This window comes from Streptomyces dioscori (assembly GCF_003024195.1).
Taxonomy (GTDB): Bacteria; Actinomycetota; Actinomycetes; order Streptomycetales; family Streptomycetaceae; genus Streptomyces; species Streptomyces dioscori.
In genome coordinates this window covers 419,173-439,528 of record NZ_KZ679042.1, presented here as the reverse complement: position 1 = coordinate 439,528, position 20,356 = coordinate 419,173, and the positions used below count along the sequence as shown (strand labels likewise).

Below are 20,356 nucleotides of genomic sequence, written 5' to 3'. Positions count from 1 at the left end.
CAGGGGAGGTTTTTACATCGTTGGAGAGGTCGTGTAAACCCCTCCGTCCGAAATCTCGACCGATTCGTTCGACCTGCCGTCAGCGCCGTCCGAGGGTGCTCTCCCGCTCCACCAGCCGGAACTCCGCCGTGAGTTCCCGTCCGCCGGGGTCCTGGCGGCCGGAAAGACTGCGCAGCAGGGAGGCCACCGCGAGCCGGGCGATCGCCTGCTTGTCCGGCGCGATGGTGGTCAGCGAAACGGCCCCGAACCGGCTCTCGGCGATGTCGTCGAAGCCGACCACGGCGATGTCCCACGGCACCCGGAGCCCGCGCTCGTGCAGCACCCGCATGGCGCCGATCGCGATGAGGTCGTTGAAGGCGAAGACCGCGTCGGGCCGGTGCCCCGCGTCCAGCAGCTCGGCCATGGCCCGGGCGCCGTCGTCCCGGTCCCAGCCGCCGACGGGCACGATCAGGTCCTCGTCGGGGGTGAGGCCCGCCGCCGCCAGCTCCGCACGCCAGCCGTCGAGCCGCAGATGGGCGGGACGGTTCGCGGAGTCCGTACGCACACCGAGGTAGGCGATCCGGGTCCGGCCGCGGTCGAGCAGATGGCGCACCGCCGCCCTGGCGGCGGCGACGTTGTCGATCGCGATGTGGTCGAAGGGCAGACCGTACTCGCGCTCGCCGAGCAGCACCAGGGGTACGTCGTCGGCCCGGCCCTGCAGGTCCTCGGCCTCCAGCTCCAGCGGACTGAGGATCAGACCGTCGATCACCCGGGCCCGGAAACCCTGGCTGACCAGCAGTTCCTGCTGACGTTCGCCCCGTGTGTGGTCGAGCAGGACCGTGAACTCGTGCTCGGCGGCGGCGTCGATCACCGCGCCCGCCAGCTCGGCGAAATAGGGGTTGCCCAGCTCGGGGACGGCCAGCGCGATGATGCCCGTACGGCCTTTGCGCAAATGCCGTGCGGTGAGGTTCGGCCGGTAGCCGAGCTCGTCGATCGCCTCCTGGACCTTGGCGCGCATCGCTGGGGTGATGTGCGGATAGTTGTTCACGACGTTGGAAACGGTCTTGATCGAGACGCCGGCCCGTTCGGCCACGTCCTTCAGGCTGACCCGCAAGGGTTCTCCTCGGCATCGACGGGAACTCCGCGACCGGAGCTGTGTCATGAACCTGGACAGCGGGTGGGAGCCCGTGCTCTCATGCCAACTGCCTCTGCTTCCAACGTTGTACAGACTGAAGCTCCGAGCCGCCACCCTTCCTCACCCTAGGACGTGTCCGCAGAGCCCCGTCGTCCACCCGGACCGCGGGGCAGGCGGAACTCTGCGGACACCGCCCCGGGTGGCTTCCGGTGGGCCTCCGCGGGGGAGTGGCGTTCGGTGCTTCCGCACTGCCTGAAGGGCGTGGGACCCCCGACCGGGCCCGGTGACGCCGGCCCCCGGACGGGGGACGCGTGCCGGGCGTCGTGACACCGCCGGGACAGGGGGTCGTGACACCGCCGGGAGACCGGGTGTCCCGACGCCGCGGGGATTCGTCAGAAGCTCCCTAGGAGGATTCGTGCGCATCACCTCACTCAAGTCACTCGTACCGCTCAGATCACGCATACAACTCAGACAACGACTCGCCCTGCTCCTCGCGGTGTTACTCGGGGCCGCGGGACTGGCCGCCGCACCGGTCGCGACAGCTGTGGAGGACCCTGTCGAGGTCCACGGCCTCAAGGGGGAGTACTACACCCAGTCCGCCCCCGGCGCCTTCGATTTCCACGAGCTCAAGGCCACCGGGATGGACGCGCAGCTCGACTTCGACAATCTGGAGTCCCGACTGCGGGCGGCGACCGGGAAGTCCGACGACGTCAGCGTGCGCTGGACCGGCCGGATCGTGCCCGAGAAGACCGGCCCCACCACCTTCTCGATCATCGGGGACAACGGCTTCCGTCTCTGGGTCGACGGGAAACTCACCATCGACCACTGGGTCGACGACTGGGACCGCGAACAGACCGCGGAACCGGTCCAGCTGACCGCGGGCACGGCCTATGACATCAAGGTCGAGTACTTCGAGCACTACGGAGGCTCCAACCTCCATCTGCGCTGGACCCCGCCCGGCGGCACCAAGACCGCGATCCCGCAGTCGGCGTTCCTGCTGCCCGCGGGCTACGACTACGACGGGGCCATCGCCACCACCGTGCTCAGGGACGGCCGCACCCTTCGGCTCGACTTCGCGCAGGAACTCAAGGCGCCCCCGGCCGACCTGATCGACCACCTGGACGCCGTCATCGGCGGGGCGACCTGGCCGCTCGGCCGCATCAAGCTCGACCCCACGGACTCCAAGTCCCTGCTGATCGCGCTCAAGGAACCCGTGGTCGGCAACAAGACGGGCACCGCGCGCGGCAGCGCCGATGTGCGCTACGACGGAGCAGGGGGCCTCTCCGCCCAGGACGGCAACGTTGTCAAGCCCTTCTGGAGCAGCGGCACCAACCGCTCGACCCACCAGCTCAGCACCAAGTGGGGCAAGGACGTCACCCCGGCCAACGCGCACCGCGAGTACCCGAGGCCGCAGCTGACCCGCGACAACTGGCGGAACCTCAACGGCAGCTGGCAGTTCGCCGCCGCCGAGGCGGGGGAGCAGCCTCCGGTGGGGAAGAAGCTCGCCGAGAAGATCCTCGTCCCGTACCCCGTCGAGTCGCAGCTGTCGGGCATCGAACGGCACGAGGACCGGATGTGGTACCGCCGCACCTTCACCGTCCCGAAGGACTGGAAGATCGGCTCGAAGCAGCGCCTGCGGCTCAACTTCGGTGCGGTCGACTGGCGTTCCGAGGTCTACGTCAACGGCACGAAGGTCGCCGACCACCAGGGCGGCTACGACAAGTTCAGCGCCGATGTCACCGACGCCCTCAAGCCGGGCCGCACCCAGGAACTGATCGTCGGCGTCTACGACCCCACGGACGCCGCGAACGGCGAGAACCCGCCGATCGGCAAGCAGCGCCTAGACCCGAGCGGCATCTGGTACACGCCGTCCTCCGGTATCTGGCAGACCGTGTGGATGGAGCCCGTCGCCGCCGACCACGTCGACTCGCTCGCGCTCACCCCGGACGTGCCCGCCGGCACGCTGACGGTCGCGCCGAAGGGAGTACGCGACGGAGTGCCGGTCACCGCGACGGCGTACGAGGGCAAGCGCAAGGTGGCCACCGTCTCCGGCCGCACGGGCAGCCCGCTCACCCTGAAGATCCGTGACGCGCGGCTGTGGTCGCCGGACGACCCGTTCCTCTACGACCTGAAGGTCGCCGTCGGCTCCGACCGCGTCGAGAGTTACTTCGGTATGCGGTCCATCGCCGTGGAGAACGTCGAGGGGACCCCTCGTACCGTCCTCAACGGCAAGCCGGTCTTCATGATGGCCACCCTCGACCAGGGCTTCTGGCCGGACGGCCTGCACACCGCGCCGAGCGACAAGGCCCTTGCCTACGACCTGAAGATGCACAAGGCCATGGGCTTCAACTCGGTCCGCAAGCACATCAAGGTCGAACCCGACCGGTGGTTCTACTGGGCCGACAAGCTCGGCCTGCTGGTGTGGCAGGACATGCCGGCCATGACGGCGGGCGTGAACCCGTCCGCCACCGCCCGCGCCACCTACGAGCGCGAGATGAAGCAGATGATCGACGAGCACATCAGCAGCCCGTCGATCGTCATGTGGGTCACTTTCAACGAAGGATGGGGCCAGTACGACGTGGGCCGCATCGCCGAACAGGCCAAGGCCTGGGACCCGACGCGCCTGGTCAACAACCAGTCGGGCCTCAACCTCGGCGCCGACGGCGGTACGGGCGACATCATGGACGAGCACGGCTATCCGAGCCCGGCACTGCCACCGCGTCCGGACGGCAGACGGGCCCTGGTCATGGGGGAGTACGGCGGTCTCGGACTCGCCGTGCCCGGACATGCCTGGTCTGTGCAGCAGTCCTATGTCGACGTCGACCCGGCCACGTACACCGACGACTACCTCACCAAGCTCGCCGAGGTGCACGCGCTGGCCTGCAAGGGCGGCAACGGCGCGGTGTACACCCAGATCGCGGACGTCGAGGGCGAGCTGAACGGGCTGATCACGTACGACCGTGCGGTCGTCAAGCCCGATGTGAAGCGGGTGAAGGCCGCCCACGAGGCCTTGATCGACGACGTGTCCCGGCCCCTTCCCGCGGGCTGCGTCTGACGTCATGCACAGGGGCCGCCCGGTGAGATGCCTCCCCGCTGCTCACCGGGCGGCCTTCGCCTGCTGCCAGGGCCGCTACGGTCGGTCCGTCCGGCGTCGGAGCGGGCCGTCCGGCGTCAGATGCGCCAGGTGCGGATCCGGTCGGCGGCCTGGTAGACCGTGGCCTTGCGGGCCTGTATGTCGCGCACCAGCTCCACCAGCGCCCCGTAGGGCGGATCGATGCCCTCGGCGGAGGTGTGCATGTAGGCGACGGCGACCTGGCATGCGTACAGCGAGTTCCGGTACGGCAGGGGTTCCAGCCGGACGATCGTGTGCAGGAGCGCCGCCGCCCGCCAGGACGCGTCCTGCGAGGCGATCCCCGGGCGGGGGATACGGGTCTTGTGGCGGGCGACCGCGGCCACCAGGGCCGAGTAGTCCCCGACCGTCACGTCCTCGGGAACGGCCTGCTCCTGGATGTCGAGCAGCCAGGCGATGTCGACATGGAGCATCAGGCGGCTTCGGCTCCCTGGTGGCGGCCGGCCGGCGGGATCTCGTCCGGGAACGCCTCGTCGAACTCCGCGCGCTGCAGCTCGCCCCAGGAGACGGCGTAGCGCACGAACTGCTGGCGCTGGCGTTCGCGCAGGGAGAGGTCGTGGACGTACTGCTTGAGGGAGGTGCCTGCGGCTGCGGCTGCGGCGCGCAGTTCCTGCATCTCCTCGTCGCTGTAGGTGATGTTCAAGGACGGCATGGTCGGATGGTACCTAGTAGGTACCTCAGCGGGCAAGCGGTGCCCCTTGCCGGGGGGTGCGGGGGTTGGGTCGGCGGTTGGGTGCGGGTTCGGTGGGGGCTGGTCGCGCAGTTCCCCGCGCCCCTGGAGGAACGGGGCTGCGCCCCGGTTCCTCCCCCGGGTGCTGAAGTGGGGCAGGAGGGTCAGGGTGGAGGTGTGGGGGTCGAGCCCGCCGGTGAGGAGGGGTTGTGGAGCGTGCTGCGTCCGACCCGTTCGTGCACGTCACAGGTGCCAGTGAGCACAATCTCAAGAACGTCGACGTGGATGTTCCCCGCGACGCGATGGTCGCCTTCACCGGGATCTCCGGGTCCGGCAAGTCCTCGCTGGCCTTCGGCACGCTCTACGCCGAGGCCCAGCGGCGGTACTTCGAGTCCGTCGCGCCCTACGCCCGGCGGCTGCTCCAGCAGGTCGGCGCCCCGCACGTCCAGGAGATCTCCGGGCTGCCGCCGGCCGTCGCCCTGCAGCAGCGGCACGGTGCCCCCAGCTCGCGGTCCACGGTCGGCACGCTCACCACGCTGAGCAACCTGCTGCGCATCCTGTACTCCCGCGCCGGCACCCACCCGCCCGGGGTCCCGCGGCTGCCCGCCGAGGCGTTCTCACCCAACACCGCCGCCGGTGCCTGTACGCGGTGCCACGGCCTCGGGGCCGTCATCGACGTGGCCGACGACCTGCTCGTACCGGACCCCTCCCTGAGCATCCGCGACGGTGCCATCGCGGCCTGGCCCGGTGCCTGGCAGGGCGCCAACCTGCGCAGCGTCGTGAGCGGTCTGGGCATCGACATCGACAAGCCGTGGCGCCGGCTCAGGAAGAAGGACCGCGACTGGTTGCTGCACACCGACGAACAGCCGTCCGTCCTGATCGAGCCGGAGGCCGACCGCATCGACTACGGCTACCACGGGAAGTTCTGGAGCGCCCGCGCCCATGTCATGCACGTCCTCGCCGACTCCAAGAGCGAGCGGATGCGGGAACGGGCGATGCGCTTCGTGCGGAGTGTGCCCTGCCCGGAGTGCGAGGGCAGCGGGCTGCGGCGGGAGGCCCTGGCCGTGACCTTCGCGGGACGCTCGATCGCCGAGGTGAACGCGCTGCCCCTCACCGAGGTCGTCGCCCTGCTGCGGCCCGTCGCCGAAATGCCCGGGGCGGAGGCGGCCACCGCGACGGACCCGGACGGAGAGACCGGCGAGGTCGCGGTACGGATCTGCGCGGACCTGGTCGCCCGGATCGAGGTCCTGCTCGGGCTCGGCCTCGGCTACCTCGGCCTTGGACGCCGCTCGACGACGCTGTCGCCCGGCGAGGCGCAACGGCTGCGCATCGCCACCCAGCTCCGTTCCGGACTGTTCGGCGTCGTCTACGTCCTCGACGAGCCCTCCGCCGGGCTGCACCCCGCCGACGCGGAGCCCCTGCTCGACGTGCTGGACCGGCTCAAGGCGTCCGGCAACTCGCTCTTCGTCGTGGAGCACGACATGGACGTCGTGCGACGGGCGGACTGGGTGGTGGACATCGGCCCCGAGGCGGGCGAGGGCGGCGGACGCGTCCTGTACAGCGGCCCGGTGCCCGGCCTCGAAGCGGTCGCCGAGTCCGCCACCGGCCGCCATCTGTTCGGACACGCGCCGCCGGTCGAGCACCGCCCGCGCAGGCCGAGGGGCCGGCTGCGCCTGAGCGGCGTCTCGCGGCACAACCTGCGGGACGTCTCGGTCGACATCCCTCTGCAGGTGCTGACAGCCGTGACAGGTGTGTCCGGATCCGGGAAGTCGACCCTGGTGACCCAGGTGCTCGCCGAGGTCGTACGCCGTCACCTCGGCCAGGGCCCGGACGACAGCGACGGGGAGGACGCGGAGCTGGAGGTCGACCTGCGGGACGCGTCGGGGCTCGACTCCTTCGACCGGCTGGTACGGGTCGACCAGCGGCCCATCGGCCGGACACCCCGCTCCAACCTGGCCACGTACACGGGCATGTTCGACGCGGTCCGCAAGCTGTACGCGGCGACCGACGAGGCACGGGAGCGCGGGTACTCGGCGGGGCGGTTCTCCTTCAACGTCGCGGAGGGCCGCTGCGACACCTGCCAGGGCGAGGGGTTCGTCGAGGTCGAGCTGCTGTTCCTGCCCGGCACGTACGCCCCGTGCCCGGCCTGCCACGGCGCGCGCTACGACGCCGAGACGCTCGAAGTCACCTACAGGGGAGCGCACATCGCCGACGTGCTGGCCATGCCCGTGGACGAGGCCGCCGGGTTCCTCGCCGACCTCCCGGCCGCCGCACGGAGCCTGGAGACACTGCGGGAAGTGGGGCTGGGATATCTGAGGCTGGGGCAGCCCGCGACGGAACTCAGCGGCGGCGAGGCCCAGCGCATCAAGCTGTCCACGGAGTTGCAGCGGGCCCGTCGCGGCCACGCGCTCTACCTTCTCGACGAGCCGACGGCCGGACTCCACCCCGCCGACATCGCCCTGCTGCTGCGGCAGTTGCACCGGCTCGTCGACGCGGGCAACACGGTCGTCCTGGTCGAACACGACCTGGACACGATCGCCACCGCCGATTGGGTCATCGACCTGGGGCCCGGCGGCGGGGACGCGGGCGGCCGGGTGATCGCCGAAGGCCCTCCGGCGAAGGTGGCGACAGCACGCCGGAGTGTGACGGCGCCGTACCTGGCACGTCGGTTGGCCGGGTCCTGATCCGCCGTCGACGGCCTCATGGTGCGGGAATCGGACAGTGCTCGCGCATCATGAGAACTATTTGGCCACAGAGGGTCCACAAGTCCCGCTCGCAACGTCATGATGCAGGCCTCGGCAGCGTCACACAGGGGGACACATGAGCCATGAGTCGACACCGCCGCTCATGCCGGGCCTCCCGCCTCCGCCGCTGCCCGAGCCACCCGTGAGGAAGAAGAACCCCTCGAACGCGGTCGTCATGGGCTCCGCGGCTGCGGTCGTCGTCGCCGTCGTCGCCACGGGCATCGCGGTGAGCGGCAGCCGTGACGGCGCGGCCCGGCCGGGCCCGACCGTCACGGTCACCGAGGTCGCGCCGGCCGACGACGCGCCCGCGGTGGCCGACGGCGGCACCGAACCGGTCGCCGAGGAGTCCGGCGACGACGTCCACGGCCTCAGCGAACCGGTCTCCTACGAGAACGACGTGGAGGTCAGCCTGTCGAAGTTCTCGCGGGGCACGTCGAGCGACTACGCCTCCCCGGGGAACACGCCGTACGCCAAGTTCACCATCAAGATCGTGAACGGGTCCGACGCGAGCGTCAACGCCGACGAGCTCAGCGTCAACTGCGCCTACGGCGACGAGGGCAAGGAGGGTGACGCCATCTTCGACGAGGGGCTCGACGGGCTCCCCGAGACCCGCATCCTCGCCGGGCGCTCCCTCTCCGTCGTCTGGGCCTGCGAACTCCCCGAGGACCAGAAGTACTTACAGGTGGAGGTCGCACCCGACTACGAATCGGAGACCGCCGTCTTCACCGGCCATGTGAAGTAGGCACATGGCGGCGCGCCAGCAGTACTCCGCCGAGTGTGCGTGCCGCTGATGTGATCGTGGGGTGGGTTTCCACCGTGAAGCCCGTCCCGGCGAGCCAGGCGGCCACCTGGCTCGGGCGGCGGAGGCGGCCGTAGGCCTCCGGCCAGGCTTCGTCGTCGTCCTGCGCCTTGGGCGGTGAGGTGCCGGCGGCGTGGAAACCCAGGAGCAGCAGGCCGCCGGGGCGCAGCACCCGATGGAAGCCGGTGAGTACCCCGCCGATCGCCTCATCGGGGACGTGCATGATCGAGTACCAGGCGAGCAGGGCCGCCAAGGAGCCGTCGGCGAGGCCGAGTTGTGTCATCGACCCCACCTCGAACCGTACGCCGGGGTGCTCATTCCGAGCCACCTCGATCATCCGGGGTGACAGGTCGATACCGAAGGCGTCCACGCCGAGGTCCCTCAGGTGGGCGGTGATCCTTCCGGGTCCGCACCCCACGTCCGCGACGGGCCCGCCGCCCGCCGCCCGCACCGACTCGGCGAACAGCGCCATGACCTCCTGCTCGGGCGGCAGTTCGGCCAGGAGGTTGCGTGTCTCGTCCGCGTAATTGGTGGCGTCGGCGTCGTAGGACGCCCGGGTGTCCGCCAGCCACCGCTCGGTCTGCGGGTCTTCCCGTCCGGTGCTCACCCCCGGAGGTTAGCCCAGGCGCCGGTCGACGCACGGAGAATCGGGGGCGCCGCGCCTTTCGGCACCCGGACAGGTCGGCATGGGCTCAGCCCGCCACCCAGCCCGCGTAGAACACGCCGATCCCGAGGATCACGCAGATCCCCTGGATGGTCCAGAAGCGGACCACGACCAGGACCTCGGACCAGCCCTTGAGCTCGAAGTGGTGCTGCAGCGGCGCCATCTTGAAGACCCGCTTGCCGGTCAGCTTGAACGAGCCGACCTGGATCACCACGGACAGGGTGATCAGGACGAAGAGCCCGCCCAGCAGGGCGAGCAGCAGCTGGGTGCGGGAGCAGATGGCCAGACCCGCCAGCGCACCGCCCAGGGCGAGCGAACCGGTGTCACCCATGAAGATCTTGGCGGGTGAGGTGTTCCACCAGAGGAACCCGATGCAGGCACCCATCAGCGCGGAGGCGACAACGGCCAGGTCGAGCGGATCGCGTACCTCGATGCAGGAGCCGGGGTCGGTGAGGTTCATCGCGTTGGCGCACGAGTTCTGGAACTGCCACAGGCCGATGAAGGTGTAGCCGGCGAGGACCATCGCCGAGGCGCCGGTGGCGAGCCCGTCCAGTCCGTCGGTCAGGTTCACCCCGTTGGACATGGCCAGGATCATGAACAGGGCCCAAACGACGAACAGCACGGGCCCGATGGTCCAGCCGAAGTCGGTCACGAACGACAGCTTCAGCGAGGCGGGAGTCAGTCCGCGGTCGTCGGCGAAGCGGATGGCCAGGACGGCGAACAGGACGCCGACGATCAGCTGGCCCGCCATCTTGGCACCGGCCCGCAGCCCCAGCGAACGCCGCTTCACGATCTTGATGTAGTCGTCGAGGAAGCCGACGACACCCATGCCCGCCATCAGGAACAGCACCAGGACGCCGGGGAAGGTCGGCGGCTCACCGGTGATGACCTTGGTCAGGGCGTACGCGGCGAGGGTGGCCAGGATGAAGGCGATGCCGCCCATGGTGGGTGTGCCGCGCTTGCCGTGGTGGCCGCGGGGTCCGTCGTCACGGATGAACTGGCCGTAGCCCTTGCGGGCCAGCAGTTTGATCAGCAGTGGTGTGCCGCCGAGTGTCAGGAACAGGCCTATGGCCCCGGCAAACAGGATCTGGTTCATCGGACGGCGGTCTTCCCCTCGACTGCGTTCTCGTGCGTGACCGCCGCACCGGTGCGGGCGGCTGTCGCAGCCCACACCCTATGCATAGAGCCAACCGGTGTACGCCGGTGGGTAGTTGCCGCCCCACACCCCTTCGCCGGACGCTACTTTGTCGTCGAGTACGTGATGTGCGGGGCGAGCGCGTCGAGGAAGTCGGGGGCGTCGAAGACAGCACCGGCGAAGGCGACACCCGTCCTGCCTGTCCGTCCGTCGAGGACACGGTGGACGGCCTCCACGGCGAGGGGCGCGGTGACGGCGTAGATGTCCTGGCCCGAGGCCGTGGCACGGCGTTCGGTACTGCCGGAGCGTACGACTACATCGACGAGGAAGGTCTGCGCGGACCGCCCGCTCCCGTCGACGGCGGTGGGCGCCGGGGTGTCCGGGGCGGCCAGGTCGCCGGCCGCCTCGGTGGTCATGTAGGTGCGCACCTCGGGGATGGCCAGGTGACTGGGGACGGTGACGACATCGGCCATCGTGAACTCCCCGATGACGGCCCGCGTGCCCAGCGGCGCGGGAAAGTCCCAGTCGAGGGTGGGCAGCTCGTCCCGGTGGTACTCAAGGCTCCCCTTGCGGAAGCGGACGCGCTGCCCGTCGCGCCGCGCCTGGACGGCCGCGCCCGCGACACGCGTCCCTGCGGTCGGGTGCCAGCCGCTCAGCCCGTAGGCGATGTGTGCCTCGTCGGCCGCGGTCCAGTCACCCATGGCCGCGGTCACCAGCAGATCGCCGAGCCCGCCGTAGAAGGCCATCGCGGGCACGATGACGGTTCCGGCGGCGCGGGCACGGTCGTCGAAGTGCGCGAGCGTGTCGGCGTTCGCCTCGATCTCGGCCGCCACGTCGACGTACGGGATCCCGGCGCGCAGGGCCGCCTCGATGACGGGGGCGGCCGTGGTGGTGAACGGGCCCGCACAGTTGATCACCGCCGCCGTACCGGCCAGGGCGCGGTCGAGCGCGGCCGGATCGTCGACCGACGCGGGCCTGACGTCCAGCCCGGGACGGGTCGCCGCCGGCGCCCGCAGCTTCTCCGCGTCCCGGCCGGAGAGCACCGGCACGAACCCGCGCGCCAGCAGCTCCGCCACCACGAACCGCCCGGTGTGCCCGTACGCGCCGTACACCGCCACCGTCTGCCCCGGACTGGATGTCATGACTGCTGCTCCCCGTGCTCAAAGGTCCGTCAGGTTCTGTCGCCCGGATCCGCTGTTCGGATCGGCTGTTCGGATCTGCCGCGGACCCGCTCGGGATCCGCTGCGATCATCCTGTCGGGCGCCGGTGCCTGCTCGTGAGTGTCCGGAACGACATGCTGCGTACAATTACGGACATGAGGTCTGTCGCGGTGGTCGCCACCGAGGGAATGCTGCACTTCGAACTGTCGGTGGCCTGCGAGGTGTTCGGCAGCGCCCCGGCGGGTGTGGACGTCCCCTGGTACGACGTCGAGATCTGCGGGTCCGCCGCCGTACGGGTCGGCCGGTTCCGGCTGGAGCCCGACCACGGGCTCGACCGGCTGCCGCACGCCGACACGGTCCTCGTCCCGGCCCGGGCCGACGTCGACGAGGACCCGCCCGTCGAACTCGTCGACGCGGTGCGCGCGGCCCACGAGGCGGGGGCGCGGGTGGCCTCCCTGTGCACGGGCGCCTTCGTGCTCGCCGCCGCCGGGCTGCTGGACGGCAGGCGCGCCACCACGCACTGGGCGCACACCGACGTGCTCGCCGCCCGCCACCCCCGCGTACAGGTCGACCCGGACGTGCTCTACGTGGACAACGGCAGCGTGCTCACCTCCGCGGGCAAGGCCGCCGCGATGGACCTGTGCCTCCATCTCGTCCGCCGCGACCACGGTTCGGCGGTCGCCAACGCGGTGGCCCGCCGTCTGGTCGTACCGCCCCACCGGGCCGGCGGCCAGGCCCAGTTCGTCGCCGCGCCCGTACCCGCCCGGGACGACCACCCGCTCGCCGCCCTGCTGCCCTGGGTGATCGAACGCCTCGACCAGCCGCTGACCGTGGACGACCTGGCTCGCCGGGCGGGCATGAGTTCGCGCCACCTCGGCCGCCACTTCAGGGCGGCGACCGGCACCACCCCGCTGCAGTGGCTGCTGTCCCAACGCATCCGGCGCGCCCAGGAGTTGCTGGAGACCACCGACAGCGGTGTCGAGGCCATCGCGGAGGCCACCGGAATGGGTACCGCCACCACGCTGCGCCGCCACTTCAACCACACGCTCGGCGTACCGCCGGACACCTACCGACGCACCTTCCGCTCAGGGCCCGCGTGAAGGAGCCTGTACGCGCCTGAGCGTGTCTGTATGCGTCTGCACGCGTCTGCCGTGTCTGAGCGTGCCCGACGCCAGGCCTACCCGAACAGCGAGCGGCGTTCGCTGACCATCTCGGTGAGCATGTCCTGGACGGTGTCCCGGACCTCGTCGGAGATCTTGTGGACGAACATCGGGTCGTCCAGCGAGTCCTGCGCGTAGGGGGCGGTCGGCAGGGGCGTACCGAAACGGATCGTCCACTTCGTCGGCAGGGGAACGGCGCCGAGCGGTCCGAGCAGAGGGAACGTGGGGGTGATCGGAAAATACGGCAGCCGAAGGAGCCTGGCCACGGGGCGCGCGTCGGCGACCATCGGGTAGATCTCCTCGGCGCCCACGACGGCGCACGGCACGATCGGTGTCCCCGTGCGCAGGGCGGCGGCCGCGAAGCCGCCCCGGCCGAAGCGCCGCAGCCGGTACCGCTCGCCGAAGGGCTTGCCCAGGCCCTTGTAGCCCTCCGGCATCACGCCGACCAGTTCACCGCGCTCCAGCAGCCGCAGCGCGTTGTCCATACGGGCCTGGGTGTGCCCGGCCCGGCGGGCCAGCGTGCGCAGCACGGGCAGGTCGAACACCAGGTCCGCGGCCAGCAGCCGCAGCGCGCGATGGGCGGGATGACGGTCGCGCAGAGCTACCTGCAGCATCAGCGCGTCCAGCGGGAGCGTGCCCGAGTGGTTGGCCACCACCAGGGCGCCGCCCTCGTCCGGCACGTTCTCCAGGCCCTCCACCGTCACCCGGAAGTACTTCTCGTACAGGGGCCGGAAGGGGGCGAGGATCAGGTCGTCCGTGAGTTCGGGGTCGAAGCCGAAGTCGTCGACCGCCTGCTCCTCGGTGAGACACCGGTCGAGGAGGTCGCGGCCCCGCGCGAGAGTCAGCAGACCCTGGGCGATCACTTCCGTGAACAACTCGGCCGGGCTCACCCGCTCCTCCGCACTCCCGGACCGTTCGTCGCCCGCCTCGGCCATGCGCTCCTCCTCCTGCGTCGTGCGGTGTGCCGTTCGATGTCTTGCCGGTCCATGGCCGAGTCAGTAGACGAAGGGGACCAGCTTGGCCGTCTTCTTCGCGTACTCGTCGAACGCTGTCCCGTACCGCTCGGCCAGGTACTTGTCGAGCATGGGGATGTTCATGAACGAGAACATGCACGCCATGACCGCCGGGATGACCAGGGCCCAGGGGCTGCCCGTCACCAGGGCGAATCCGGTGAAGAGCACGACGTCACCGAAGTAGTTGATGTGCATGGAGTACCTGAAGAGGCCCTCGGTGTAGAGCTTGCCCTTGTGCTCCGGTGCTCGCTTCCACAGCTTGCGCTGGTACTCCGAGCCCGTGTTGAGGTATGAACCCACCAGGTACAGCAGCACCCCGAGCCAGGTGACCACGCCCACGGAAGCGGAGTTGGTGCCGCCCAGGTACGCCATCGTGCCGTGGATGACGACGACCCAGACGCCCACGGTGGCGGCCTCGGACCACTCCATGCTCCTCTTCAGCATGACGAAGGTCGTGGCGACGAAGCGCAGCAGGTAGACCGCCGAAAGGGCGAACAGCAGCCCCCTGCGCAGCGCTTCGGCATCGACCCGGTCGGTGCCGGCGAACAGGAACCACCCGGCGGCCGCCACGGCCAGCGTGTTGCACGTGGTCACCAGGATCTTGGGTCTAGTCGAGGCGTCGTACCCGCCGTACATCAGGAACGGGCCTTCGACAGGCCGTCCTCACGGTCCGTCGGCCCGGTCCGCTTCCTGCGGGTGGCGTGCGCGCCCTTCGATCCGTTGCTGTTGCTGTTGCCGTTGGCGTTCGCGCTTCCCTTCCCGCTTCCGTTGGTCGCGGGAAGTGTCTCGGCGGTCCGTGCCACAGGGGTCTCCGCGCTTTCCGTAGGGGCTGCCTTCGTATCGGCCTCGACCTGCGCCCCCGCCGACGCCTCGGCCTTCAGCCGGTCCCGCATCTGCAGGAACTTGGCGTTCATCTCGTCCACGGCGATGAACTTGTTCACGCCGCGCTCACTGACCTTGGGCTCCTGCCGGAGCATGATGCCCACGTCCTGGGGGTCCTGGACGAGCTTCTCCATCAGGAGCGAGGCGCGCAACACCCAGGGCCTGAGTGGCTTGATGGGCACCATGGTCCGCAACTGCGGGTACTCGTACAGGCGCATGATCGCCAGGGTGTTCTCGTCGTCGATCGGCGTGAGCCAGGTCGTGATCTCCAGCAGACCGGTCTTGACGTGGGTCAGTCCCGGCGCCTGGTAGATGAGGTCGAAGTGCGAGCTGTTGGCGGGGTTCGCCTCCTCGCACTGGTCGAAGGTGGAACGGATGGTGGTGCCGTCGACCTCGACCTCATGATTGACGATCTTGTTCGCGGCGAGGTAGCGCTCCCGGCCGTCCATCCACAGATTGCGCGCGGTGCCGTACATGAACGTGTAGTCGATGTTGTTCGTCCAGTGATCCCGGTGCACGAAGGTCACGTGGTAGAACTCAAGAAGGCTCTCGATGTACCGCGTGTAGTGGACCGGCCGCGTCCAGGAGATCGTCTCGTACGGGCGCGGGTTGCCCACGAGTTCGTGGGGCAGCTCGATCTCCGGGAGCTGTTCGCGTGCCTCGCCCCACCACAGCCACACCAGCCCGTGCTGCTCGCGCACCGGGTAGGTCTTCAGCTGGAGCGACTGGGGGATCCGGGCGTTCGCACCGAGCGCGGGGACGACCTTGCAGGTGCCCTCGGCGTCGTAACGGAAGCCGTGGTACGGGCACTCGACCGTGTTGCCCTTGAGCCGGCCCTCGGAGATGTTGGCGCCCTTGTGCGGGCATCGCGCGCTCTGGCACACGAGGGTGCCGCCGAGGTCGCGCCAGAGCACCAGCTCCTCGCCCATGCGTCGTACGCCGGTGGGTTTGTCGCGTTTGATGTCACCGGTCTGGAGGATCGGGTACCACTGATTGGGGATCATCTCGCTGCCTTCCTGGGGGTGACCGCTCCACGGGAGCGGCACTGTTCGCTGACGGACGGGGCGGAGTGGTCAGCCTTCGACGACCTCCACGACACCCGTGTCGCCGTCGACGACGATCAGGTCGCCCGTGTTGATGCGCTGCGTGGCGTGCTTGGTGTTGACCACGGACGGCACGTTGAACTCCCGCGACACGATCGAGCTGTGGGAGAGCATCGAACCGATGTCGGTGACCACCGCGCCGGCGATGGCGAAGAGCGGTGTCCAGGACGCGTCCGTGTAACGGGTGACGAGGACCTCGCCGGGCTGGAACTCGTCCGCCTGCCAGACCAGGTCCTCCACGATCCGCGCGCGGCCCATGATCCGCCCCGGGCTGGAGCCCAGTCCTTCGAGCCGGGTCCCGTCGGCGGCCGGCCGCACCGCCTGGGTGATGTCGTGCTCACCGACGAACGTGAGCGGCGGCTCGGGCAGCCGGTTGTGGTACTCGTGCCGGCGCCGCCGCTCGTCCAGCTCGGCCCGGGAGAACGCCTCACGTTCCGTGGCGGTGCCGGCCAAGTAGGCCCGTACGTCCTCGAATTCGAGGAAGGCGACCTCGTCCAGCGAGTGCAGGACCCCTTCCGCGACGAGCCGCCTGCCCACCTCGTACACGACGTTCCTGACCAGCCAGATCGAGGTGATCATCGACATGCGGGTGGTCTCGCGCAGCTCGCTGCACAGGCTGTACATGGAGATGACGGTCTCCAGGACCTTGCGTTTGTGCAGCGGCAGCTTCTCCAGGACCGCCCGGCCGTCGCCCTCTACGTGGGCCCGGCTGCGTCCCATGAGGTCGTCCACGGAGATCCCGTCGGCGGCGTAGCGGCGGATCATCTGGAAGATGTACGAGGGGTCGTCGATCCAGCGCGGATGGGTGAGCTCCATCTCCTGGCGTCCCCGGGTGCCGTTGGCGCGCAGGAAAGGCTCCACCTGCGCGTCCCAGAACGCCCGGCCCTCGGCGTCGCCGCGCAGCCGTTCCTCGATCTCGTCGAGGGGAGCCTCGTCGATGATCTTCAGTACGCTGGGCCTGGCCTTCGCCGCCTGGGCCACCCCCCAGATCTCCTGCGCGGACGCGACGGTCCGCAGGCTCGACATGTCGGTCTTGATGCGGTTCTGCAGATTGTCGCCGTCTGCGCCGAGCCAGCTCGCGCACAGCTCGGTGAGGATGCCGTAGAACCCGAACGCGTTGATGTAGTACGGCATGTAGCCGACGTGCGCGTCGTGGAAGTAGCCAAGGTAGCGGGTCAGTTCGGCGTCGAGTTCCCGGCGGCTCATCCGCGTCAGGTCGAGCTGCCGGGCGCGGTCGAACTCGTAGAGCCGCGAGCCGGCCATCTCCTCGGCGCGCTGCTTCATGATCAGCATCTCGGTGGCCGTGGCCTGCACCCAGTGCACGGTCGAGAGCAGATCCTCCACACCCCCGGGAAACGTCCCGAACGGGTTCCTGTACGCGGCGAGGTCGACCTCCTCGCTGACGAAGCGCTTGGTGAAGTGGCGCTGGTCGCGGGTGGGCAGACACTGCCCGAGCAGATAGGCGGTGTAGGAGATGTTCAAGTACACATGCCCCTGGAAGAAGCCCATCTGCAGGCCCACGTCACCGGTGTCCCGCACCCCGAGCGCGGCGGCGCAGTCCCCGTGCACATGGCGCTGGTAGTACTGCGCGAAACTCAGACCAAGAGGTGACATCAGCCCGACGAAGATCTCGCCGATGTCCATCCGCGACCAGAGCGTGCCGTGCTGCACGGGGTCGCTCTGCCGCCTGAGATACGGGCTGCGCTCCCCGTCCGCCGTCGCCCTGTCCGGGGGGCGCGTGGTGACGGGCCTGGCCTGGAGGAGGTGCAGTTCCCCGTCGCGCATGGCCCACTCGATGTCCTGCTCGGTGCCGTAGTGCGAACGGACCTCCACCGCGAGGCCGGCGAGCACACCCAGCTGCTCCCTGGTCAGACAGGGCGCGTTGCGGTCGGCGGCGTCGACCTTCGTCATACCGATCCGGCCCGGGGTGAGGGGCGCGCACTTGGTCACCTTGTACCGCACATGCTCCTCGATCACCTCCAGCGTGCGGTCGTCGACCACGAAGAAGTCGCTGGACACCCGCCCGGAGACCAGCCCCTCGCCGAGACCGCAACAGGCCTCCACGACAAGGCGGTTGGGCCGTGCGCCGACGGGGTCGACGGTGAACAGCACCCCGCTGACGTCCGCCTGGACCATCTCCTGCACGACCACGGCGATGGAGCCCGCGGGACCCGACCCGTCGCGGTAGGCGGCCGCGCGGTCCGACCACAGGGAGGCCCAGCAGACCTTGACCGCGTCGAGCAGGTCCTGGTCGCCCGACACGTCGAGGACGGTGTCGTGCTGGCCCGCGAAGGACTGGGCGGCGGAGTCCTCCCGACAGGCCGACGAACGGACCGCGACCCGGGGCCTGCCCAACTCTTCGTAGGCGGCGACGATCGCACGGGTGAGGGGCTCGGGTATCTCCCGGGCCGTGATCAGCTCACGGACGGCCCCGGGGTCCGCGTCGCGCGCCTCGGCGGCCCGGATCTCCGCGCCGAGGCCCGTCTCGCGCAGGAACAGGTCGAACAGCCCGGTGGTGAGGCAGAACGCGGGCGGGACGGGCAGCCCCGCCTCGATCATCTCGCTCAGCCGGGCTGCCTTGCCGCCCAGCGTCTCGCTGCCGAGGCCCGTCGTGCGACCGAGCACGACCACGAGGGAGGCGGGAGAGGGGGTGGGGGAGGAGCCGGGGGAGGAGGCGGGGGCCGGAGTGCTTGCCGTGCGTGTGTCCATGATGAGGTCTCCTGGCCCGTCAGGCCTGAACGTGGATGCCGTGAGTGCCGTGGCTGCCGTTGACGCTGTGGGAGCCGTTGGCCGCGGTGAACACGCGGAACGGCTGTGTGGGGACGATCCCGGCGGCCCGGACGTCCGTGAACCCCGCCTTCTCCAGCTGGGCGACCAGTTCGCCCTCCCGGGGCAGCGGACCACCGAAGTCGGCGTACTCGAACCAGAGGTTGAGCACGTCGAGCCCGGCGTTCCCGCCGCCCTGGCACGACGAGGTGAGGAGCAGCCGGCCGCCGGGCGCCAGGAAGGAGCGGGCCCGCTCCAGCACCTCGACCCGCTCGGCCTCGGGGAAGTAGTAGATGTTGTTGTGCAGGGTGACGAGATCGAACTGGGGCTGGAGTTCGAGGGTGCGCAGATCACCCTGGCGGGTCTCCACGCGGTCGGTCAGCCCCCACTCGGCCATGTTGGCGGCGGCCCGCAGAGCGACGTCCGGCTGGAGGTCGACCGCGAGGGCGGTCAGGCGGGGATTGAGCCGTGCGGAGTGACGGACGTACGCCCCCGTCCCGCAGCCGATCTCCAGCAGCCGGACCGGGGTGGCGCGCTCCAGGTGGCGGTCGATCGCTTCCTGCACCATGCCCTGCAGCGCCAGGGAGGAACGGGCGATGACCGTACCGTCCTGGTCGCCGAGGGAGAAGCGACGGCCCTCCTTGAGCATCCGGGGCGCGTCCAGCAGCGCCGGCACATGGAAGCGCATGATCTCTTCGAGGGCGGCGGCCACCGCGTCGTTGCCCGCCCGGGCCAGGATCTTGGCCAGAGTGCTCCGCAGGCGGTAACACCCCTCGCGCACGTCGAGTTCACCCAGGCGGACACCGGCGTCGAGCCAGACGCGCAGCCGCTCCCGGTCCTGGGGCACCTCCAGGTACTCGACCAGGCTGTCCAGGTCGCAGGGCCGGACGGCCAGGCACTGGAGCACACCCGAGCCCGAGGCGGACGCCAGGAAGGCCGCCCGGTACAGGGGGGTGACCACCACCGTGGAGAGCGCCAGCAACAAGGGGGTCCGCGGGTCCGTGACGACCTTCGCCACGGCCAGCGCGTCCGTGATCGGTGCCTCCACCCGGTCCTTGACGGTCCTGGCCAGGCTCAGTAGATCCATGAGGGTTCCCTCTTCACATTGGGCGGTCGAGGCGGTCGAGGCGGTCGAGGCGGCGGGCGAGGTGGCGGTCGAGTTCGGCACGGATCTCGCGCAGGAGGTACGGCCTGGACGGGCCGTTGAGGAAGAAGTGATCGCCCTCCACGTGGTGGCGCAGGAGCGAGCCCCGGGTGTGGACGCGCCAGGCCTCCATCTCGTGCGCGGACGCGATCGGGTCACCGGTGGCGGAGAAGGCGGTCATCGGGCAGCTCAGAGGGCGGCGCGGGGTCCAGCGGTAGGTCTCGCAGACAGTGAGGTCGGCGCGCAGCACCGGCAGCCGCCGCTCCAGGTACGAGCTGCCGATGGTGTCGTCGGCGCCCAGGCCTCCGAGATCGCGTACCAGCTGCCGCAGATCCGCGTCGGAGAGCAGGTGGTCGCGGCGATCGCCGTACAGGTGCGGTGCCTTGCTGCCCGACACGAAGAGATGTGCCGGCTCGGGCAGCCCGCGGTCCCGCAGCTCACGGGCCACCTCGTAGGCGAGCAGCGCTCCCATGCTGTGCCCGAACAGCGCGTAGTCCTGGGCGAGTTCGTGCTCGATCAGCGCGTCGGCGAGGTCCGCGACCAGAGCGCCCAGGTCGGTGTACGGCGTCTCCCGCGAGCGCAGTCCCCGGCCGGGCAGGAGTACGGGAACGACGTGCACGTCGTCGCCGAGGTGTGCCGCCCAGTTCCGGTGGACGGACGGCGTGCCGCCCGCGTACGGAAGGCAGACGAGACGCAGCGGGGCGGTGCGGCCCCCGGCACGCGCAGCCGTGGCTGTAGCAGTGGCCGTGGCCGTGGCCGTGGCTCCAGCGGTGTCCGTGCTCGGGTTGAAGCCGGGGAACCACCCGGCAGCGAGTGGTCGCGGAGCCGACGGGCCCCTTGCCGCCGGCCGCTCGATCGTGTGCACGTGGATC

General features: G+C 70.1%; 16 protein-coding genes. 4 read left to right on the top strand and 12 right to left on the bottom strand.

Annotated elements, in window-relative coordinates:
- Positions 1-79 precede the first annotated feature (79 nt).
- Positions 80-1,093 carry a LacI family DNA-binding transcriptional regulator gene (locus C6Y14_RS15770; RefSeq protein ID WP_107017287.1) on the bottom strand — a complete coding sequence of 338 codons (1,014 nt, stop codon included), beginning with the start codon at positions 1,091-1,093 and terminating at the stop codon, positions 80-82.
- 436 nt (positions 1,094-1,529) lie between these two features.
- Between C6Y14_RS15770 and C6Y14_RS15765 the strand changes: the two genes are divergently transcribed.
- Positions 1,530-4,169 (top strand): PA14 domain-containing protein, encoded by a 2,640-nt coding sequence (locus C6Y14_RS15765; RefSeq protein WP_318658056.1) that lies wholly within the window; start codon positions 1,530-1,532, stop codon positions 4,167-4,169.
- Between the two features lie 116 nt (positions 4,170-4,285).
- On the opposite strand, the gene C6Y14_RS15760 is transcribed toward C6Y14_RS15765, so the two are convergent.
- Positions 4,286-4,660, bottom strand: coding sequence for a toxin Doc (locus C6Y14_RS15760; protein ID WP_107017286.1), 375 nt, complete (start codon positions 4,658-4,660; stop codon positions 4,286-4,288).
- A complete protein-coding gene (locus C6Y14_RS15755; RefSeq protein ID WP_107017285.1) occupies positions 4,657-4,896 on the bottom strand; it encodes a hypothetical protein in 240 nt (79 codons plus the stop codon). Before C6Y14_RS15755 ends, C6Y14_RS15760 begins: the two co-directional genes overlap by 4 nt.
- 227 nt (positions 4,897-5,123) lie before the next feature.
- On the opposite strand from C6Y14_RS15755, the gene uvrA reads away from it, so the two are divergent.
- Positions 5,124-7,598: an excinuclease ABC subunit UvrA gene (uvrA, locus tag C6Y14_RS15750; RefSeq protein WP_107017284.1), complete on the top strand. Its 2,475-nt coding sequence runs from the start codon at positions 5,124-5,126 to the stop codon at positions 7,596-7,598.
- A 136-nt stretch (positions 7,599-7,734) separates the two neighbouring features.
- Positions 7,735-8,400: a hypothetical protein gene (locus C6Y14_RS15745; protein ID WP_107017283.1), complete on the top strand. Its 666-nt coding sequence runs from the start codon at positions 7,735-7,737 to the stop codon at positions 8,398-8,400.
- Here the strand turns inward: C6Y14_RS15745 and C6Y14_RS15740 are convergent.
- The 3 genes from C6Y14_RS15740 to C6Y14_RS15730 all read right to left on the bottom strand — a co-directional run bounded on the left by C6Y14_RS15740 (position 8,381) and on the right by C6Y14_RS15730 (position 11,398).
- Positions 8,381-9,064, bottom strand: a complete 684-nt coding sequence (locus C6Y14_RS15740) for a class I SAM-dependent methyltransferase (protein WP_107017282.1) — start codon at positions 9,062-9,064, stop codon at positions 8,381-8,383. The genes C6Y14_RS15745 and C6Y14_RS15740 overlap by 20 nt on opposite strands.
- Before the next feature lie 85 nt (positions 9,065-9,149).
- The gene (mraY, locus tag C6Y14_RS15735; RefSeq protein WP_107017281.1) at positions 9,150-10,217 is read right to left on the bottom strand and encodes a phospho-N-acetylmuramoyl-pentapeptide-transferase; all 1,068 of its coding nucleotides are present in this window, start codon (positions 10,215-10,217) and stop codon (positions 9,150-9,152) included.
- A 143-nt stretch (positions 10,218-10,360) separates the two neighbouring features.
- The gene (locus C6Y14_RS15730) at positions 10,361-11,398 is read right to left on the bottom strand and encodes a saccharopine dehydrogenase family protein (RefSeq protein WP_107017280.1); all 1,038 of its coding nucleotides are present in this window, start codon (positions 11,396-11,398) and stop codon (positions 10,361-10,363) included.
- Between the two features lie 173 nt (positions 11,399-11,571).
- Here C6Y14_RS15730 and C6Y14_RS15725 point away from each other — a divergent pair, with 173 nt between their 5' ends.
- The gene (locus C6Y14_RS15725; protein ID WP_107017279.1) at positions 11,572-12,516 is read left to right on the top strand and encodes a helix-turn-helix domain-containing protein; all 945 of its coding nucleotides are present in this window, start codon (positions 11,572-11,574) and stop codon (positions 12,514-12,516) included.
- A 77-nt stretch (positions 12,517-12,593) separates the two neighbouring features.
- On the opposite strand, the gene C6Y14_RS15720 is transcribed toward C6Y14_RS15725, so the two are convergent.
- From C6Y14_RS15720 to C6Y14_RS15695, 6 genes are all read right to left on the bottom strand, one after another.
- Complete coding sequence (locus tag C6Y14_RS15720; RefSeq protein WP_107017278.1) at positions 12,594-13,511, bottom strand: lysophospholipid acyltransferase family protein; 918 nt, start codon at positions 13,509-13,511, stop codon at positions 12,594-12,596.
- 60 nt (positions 13,512-13,571) lie between these two features.
- Positions 13,572-14,183 (bottom strand): DUF1295 domain-containing protein, encoded by a 612-nt coding sequence (locus C6Y14_RS15715; RefSeq protein ID WP_225891101.1) that lies wholly within the window; start codon positions 14,181-14,183, stop codon positions 13,572-13,574.
- 41 nt (positions 14,184-14,224) lie between these two features.
- Positions 14,225-15,475 (bottom strand): aromatic ring-hydroxylating oxygenase subunit alpha, encoded by a 1,251-nt coding sequence (locus C6Y14_RS15710; protein WP_107017276.1) that lies wholly within the window; start codon positions 15,473-15,475, stop codon positions 14,225-14,227.
- Positions 15,476-15,544: 69 nt separating this feature from the next.
- Positions 15,545-18,283, bottom strand: coding sequence for a PEP/pyruvate-binding domain-containing protein (locus tag C6Y14_RS15705; protein ID WP_107017275.1), 2,739 nt, complete (start codon positions 18,281-18,283; stop codon positions 15,545-15,547).
- Positions 18,284-18,302: 19 nt separating this feature from the next.
- On the bottom strand, positions 18,303-19,427 hold the full coding sequence (locus C6Y14_RS15700) for an SAM-dependent methyltransferase (protein ID WP_107017274.1): 1,125 nt from the start codon (positions 19,425-19,427) through the stop codon (positions 18,303-18,305).
- A gap of 13 nt (positions 19,428-19,440) precedes the next feature.
- A complete protein-coding gene (locus tag C6Y14_RS15695; RefSeq protein ID WP_225891100.1) occupies positions 19,441-20,349 on the bottom strand; it encodes a thioesterase II family protein in 909 nt (302 codons plus the stop codon).
- Positions 20,350-20,356 lie beyond the last annotated feature (7 nt).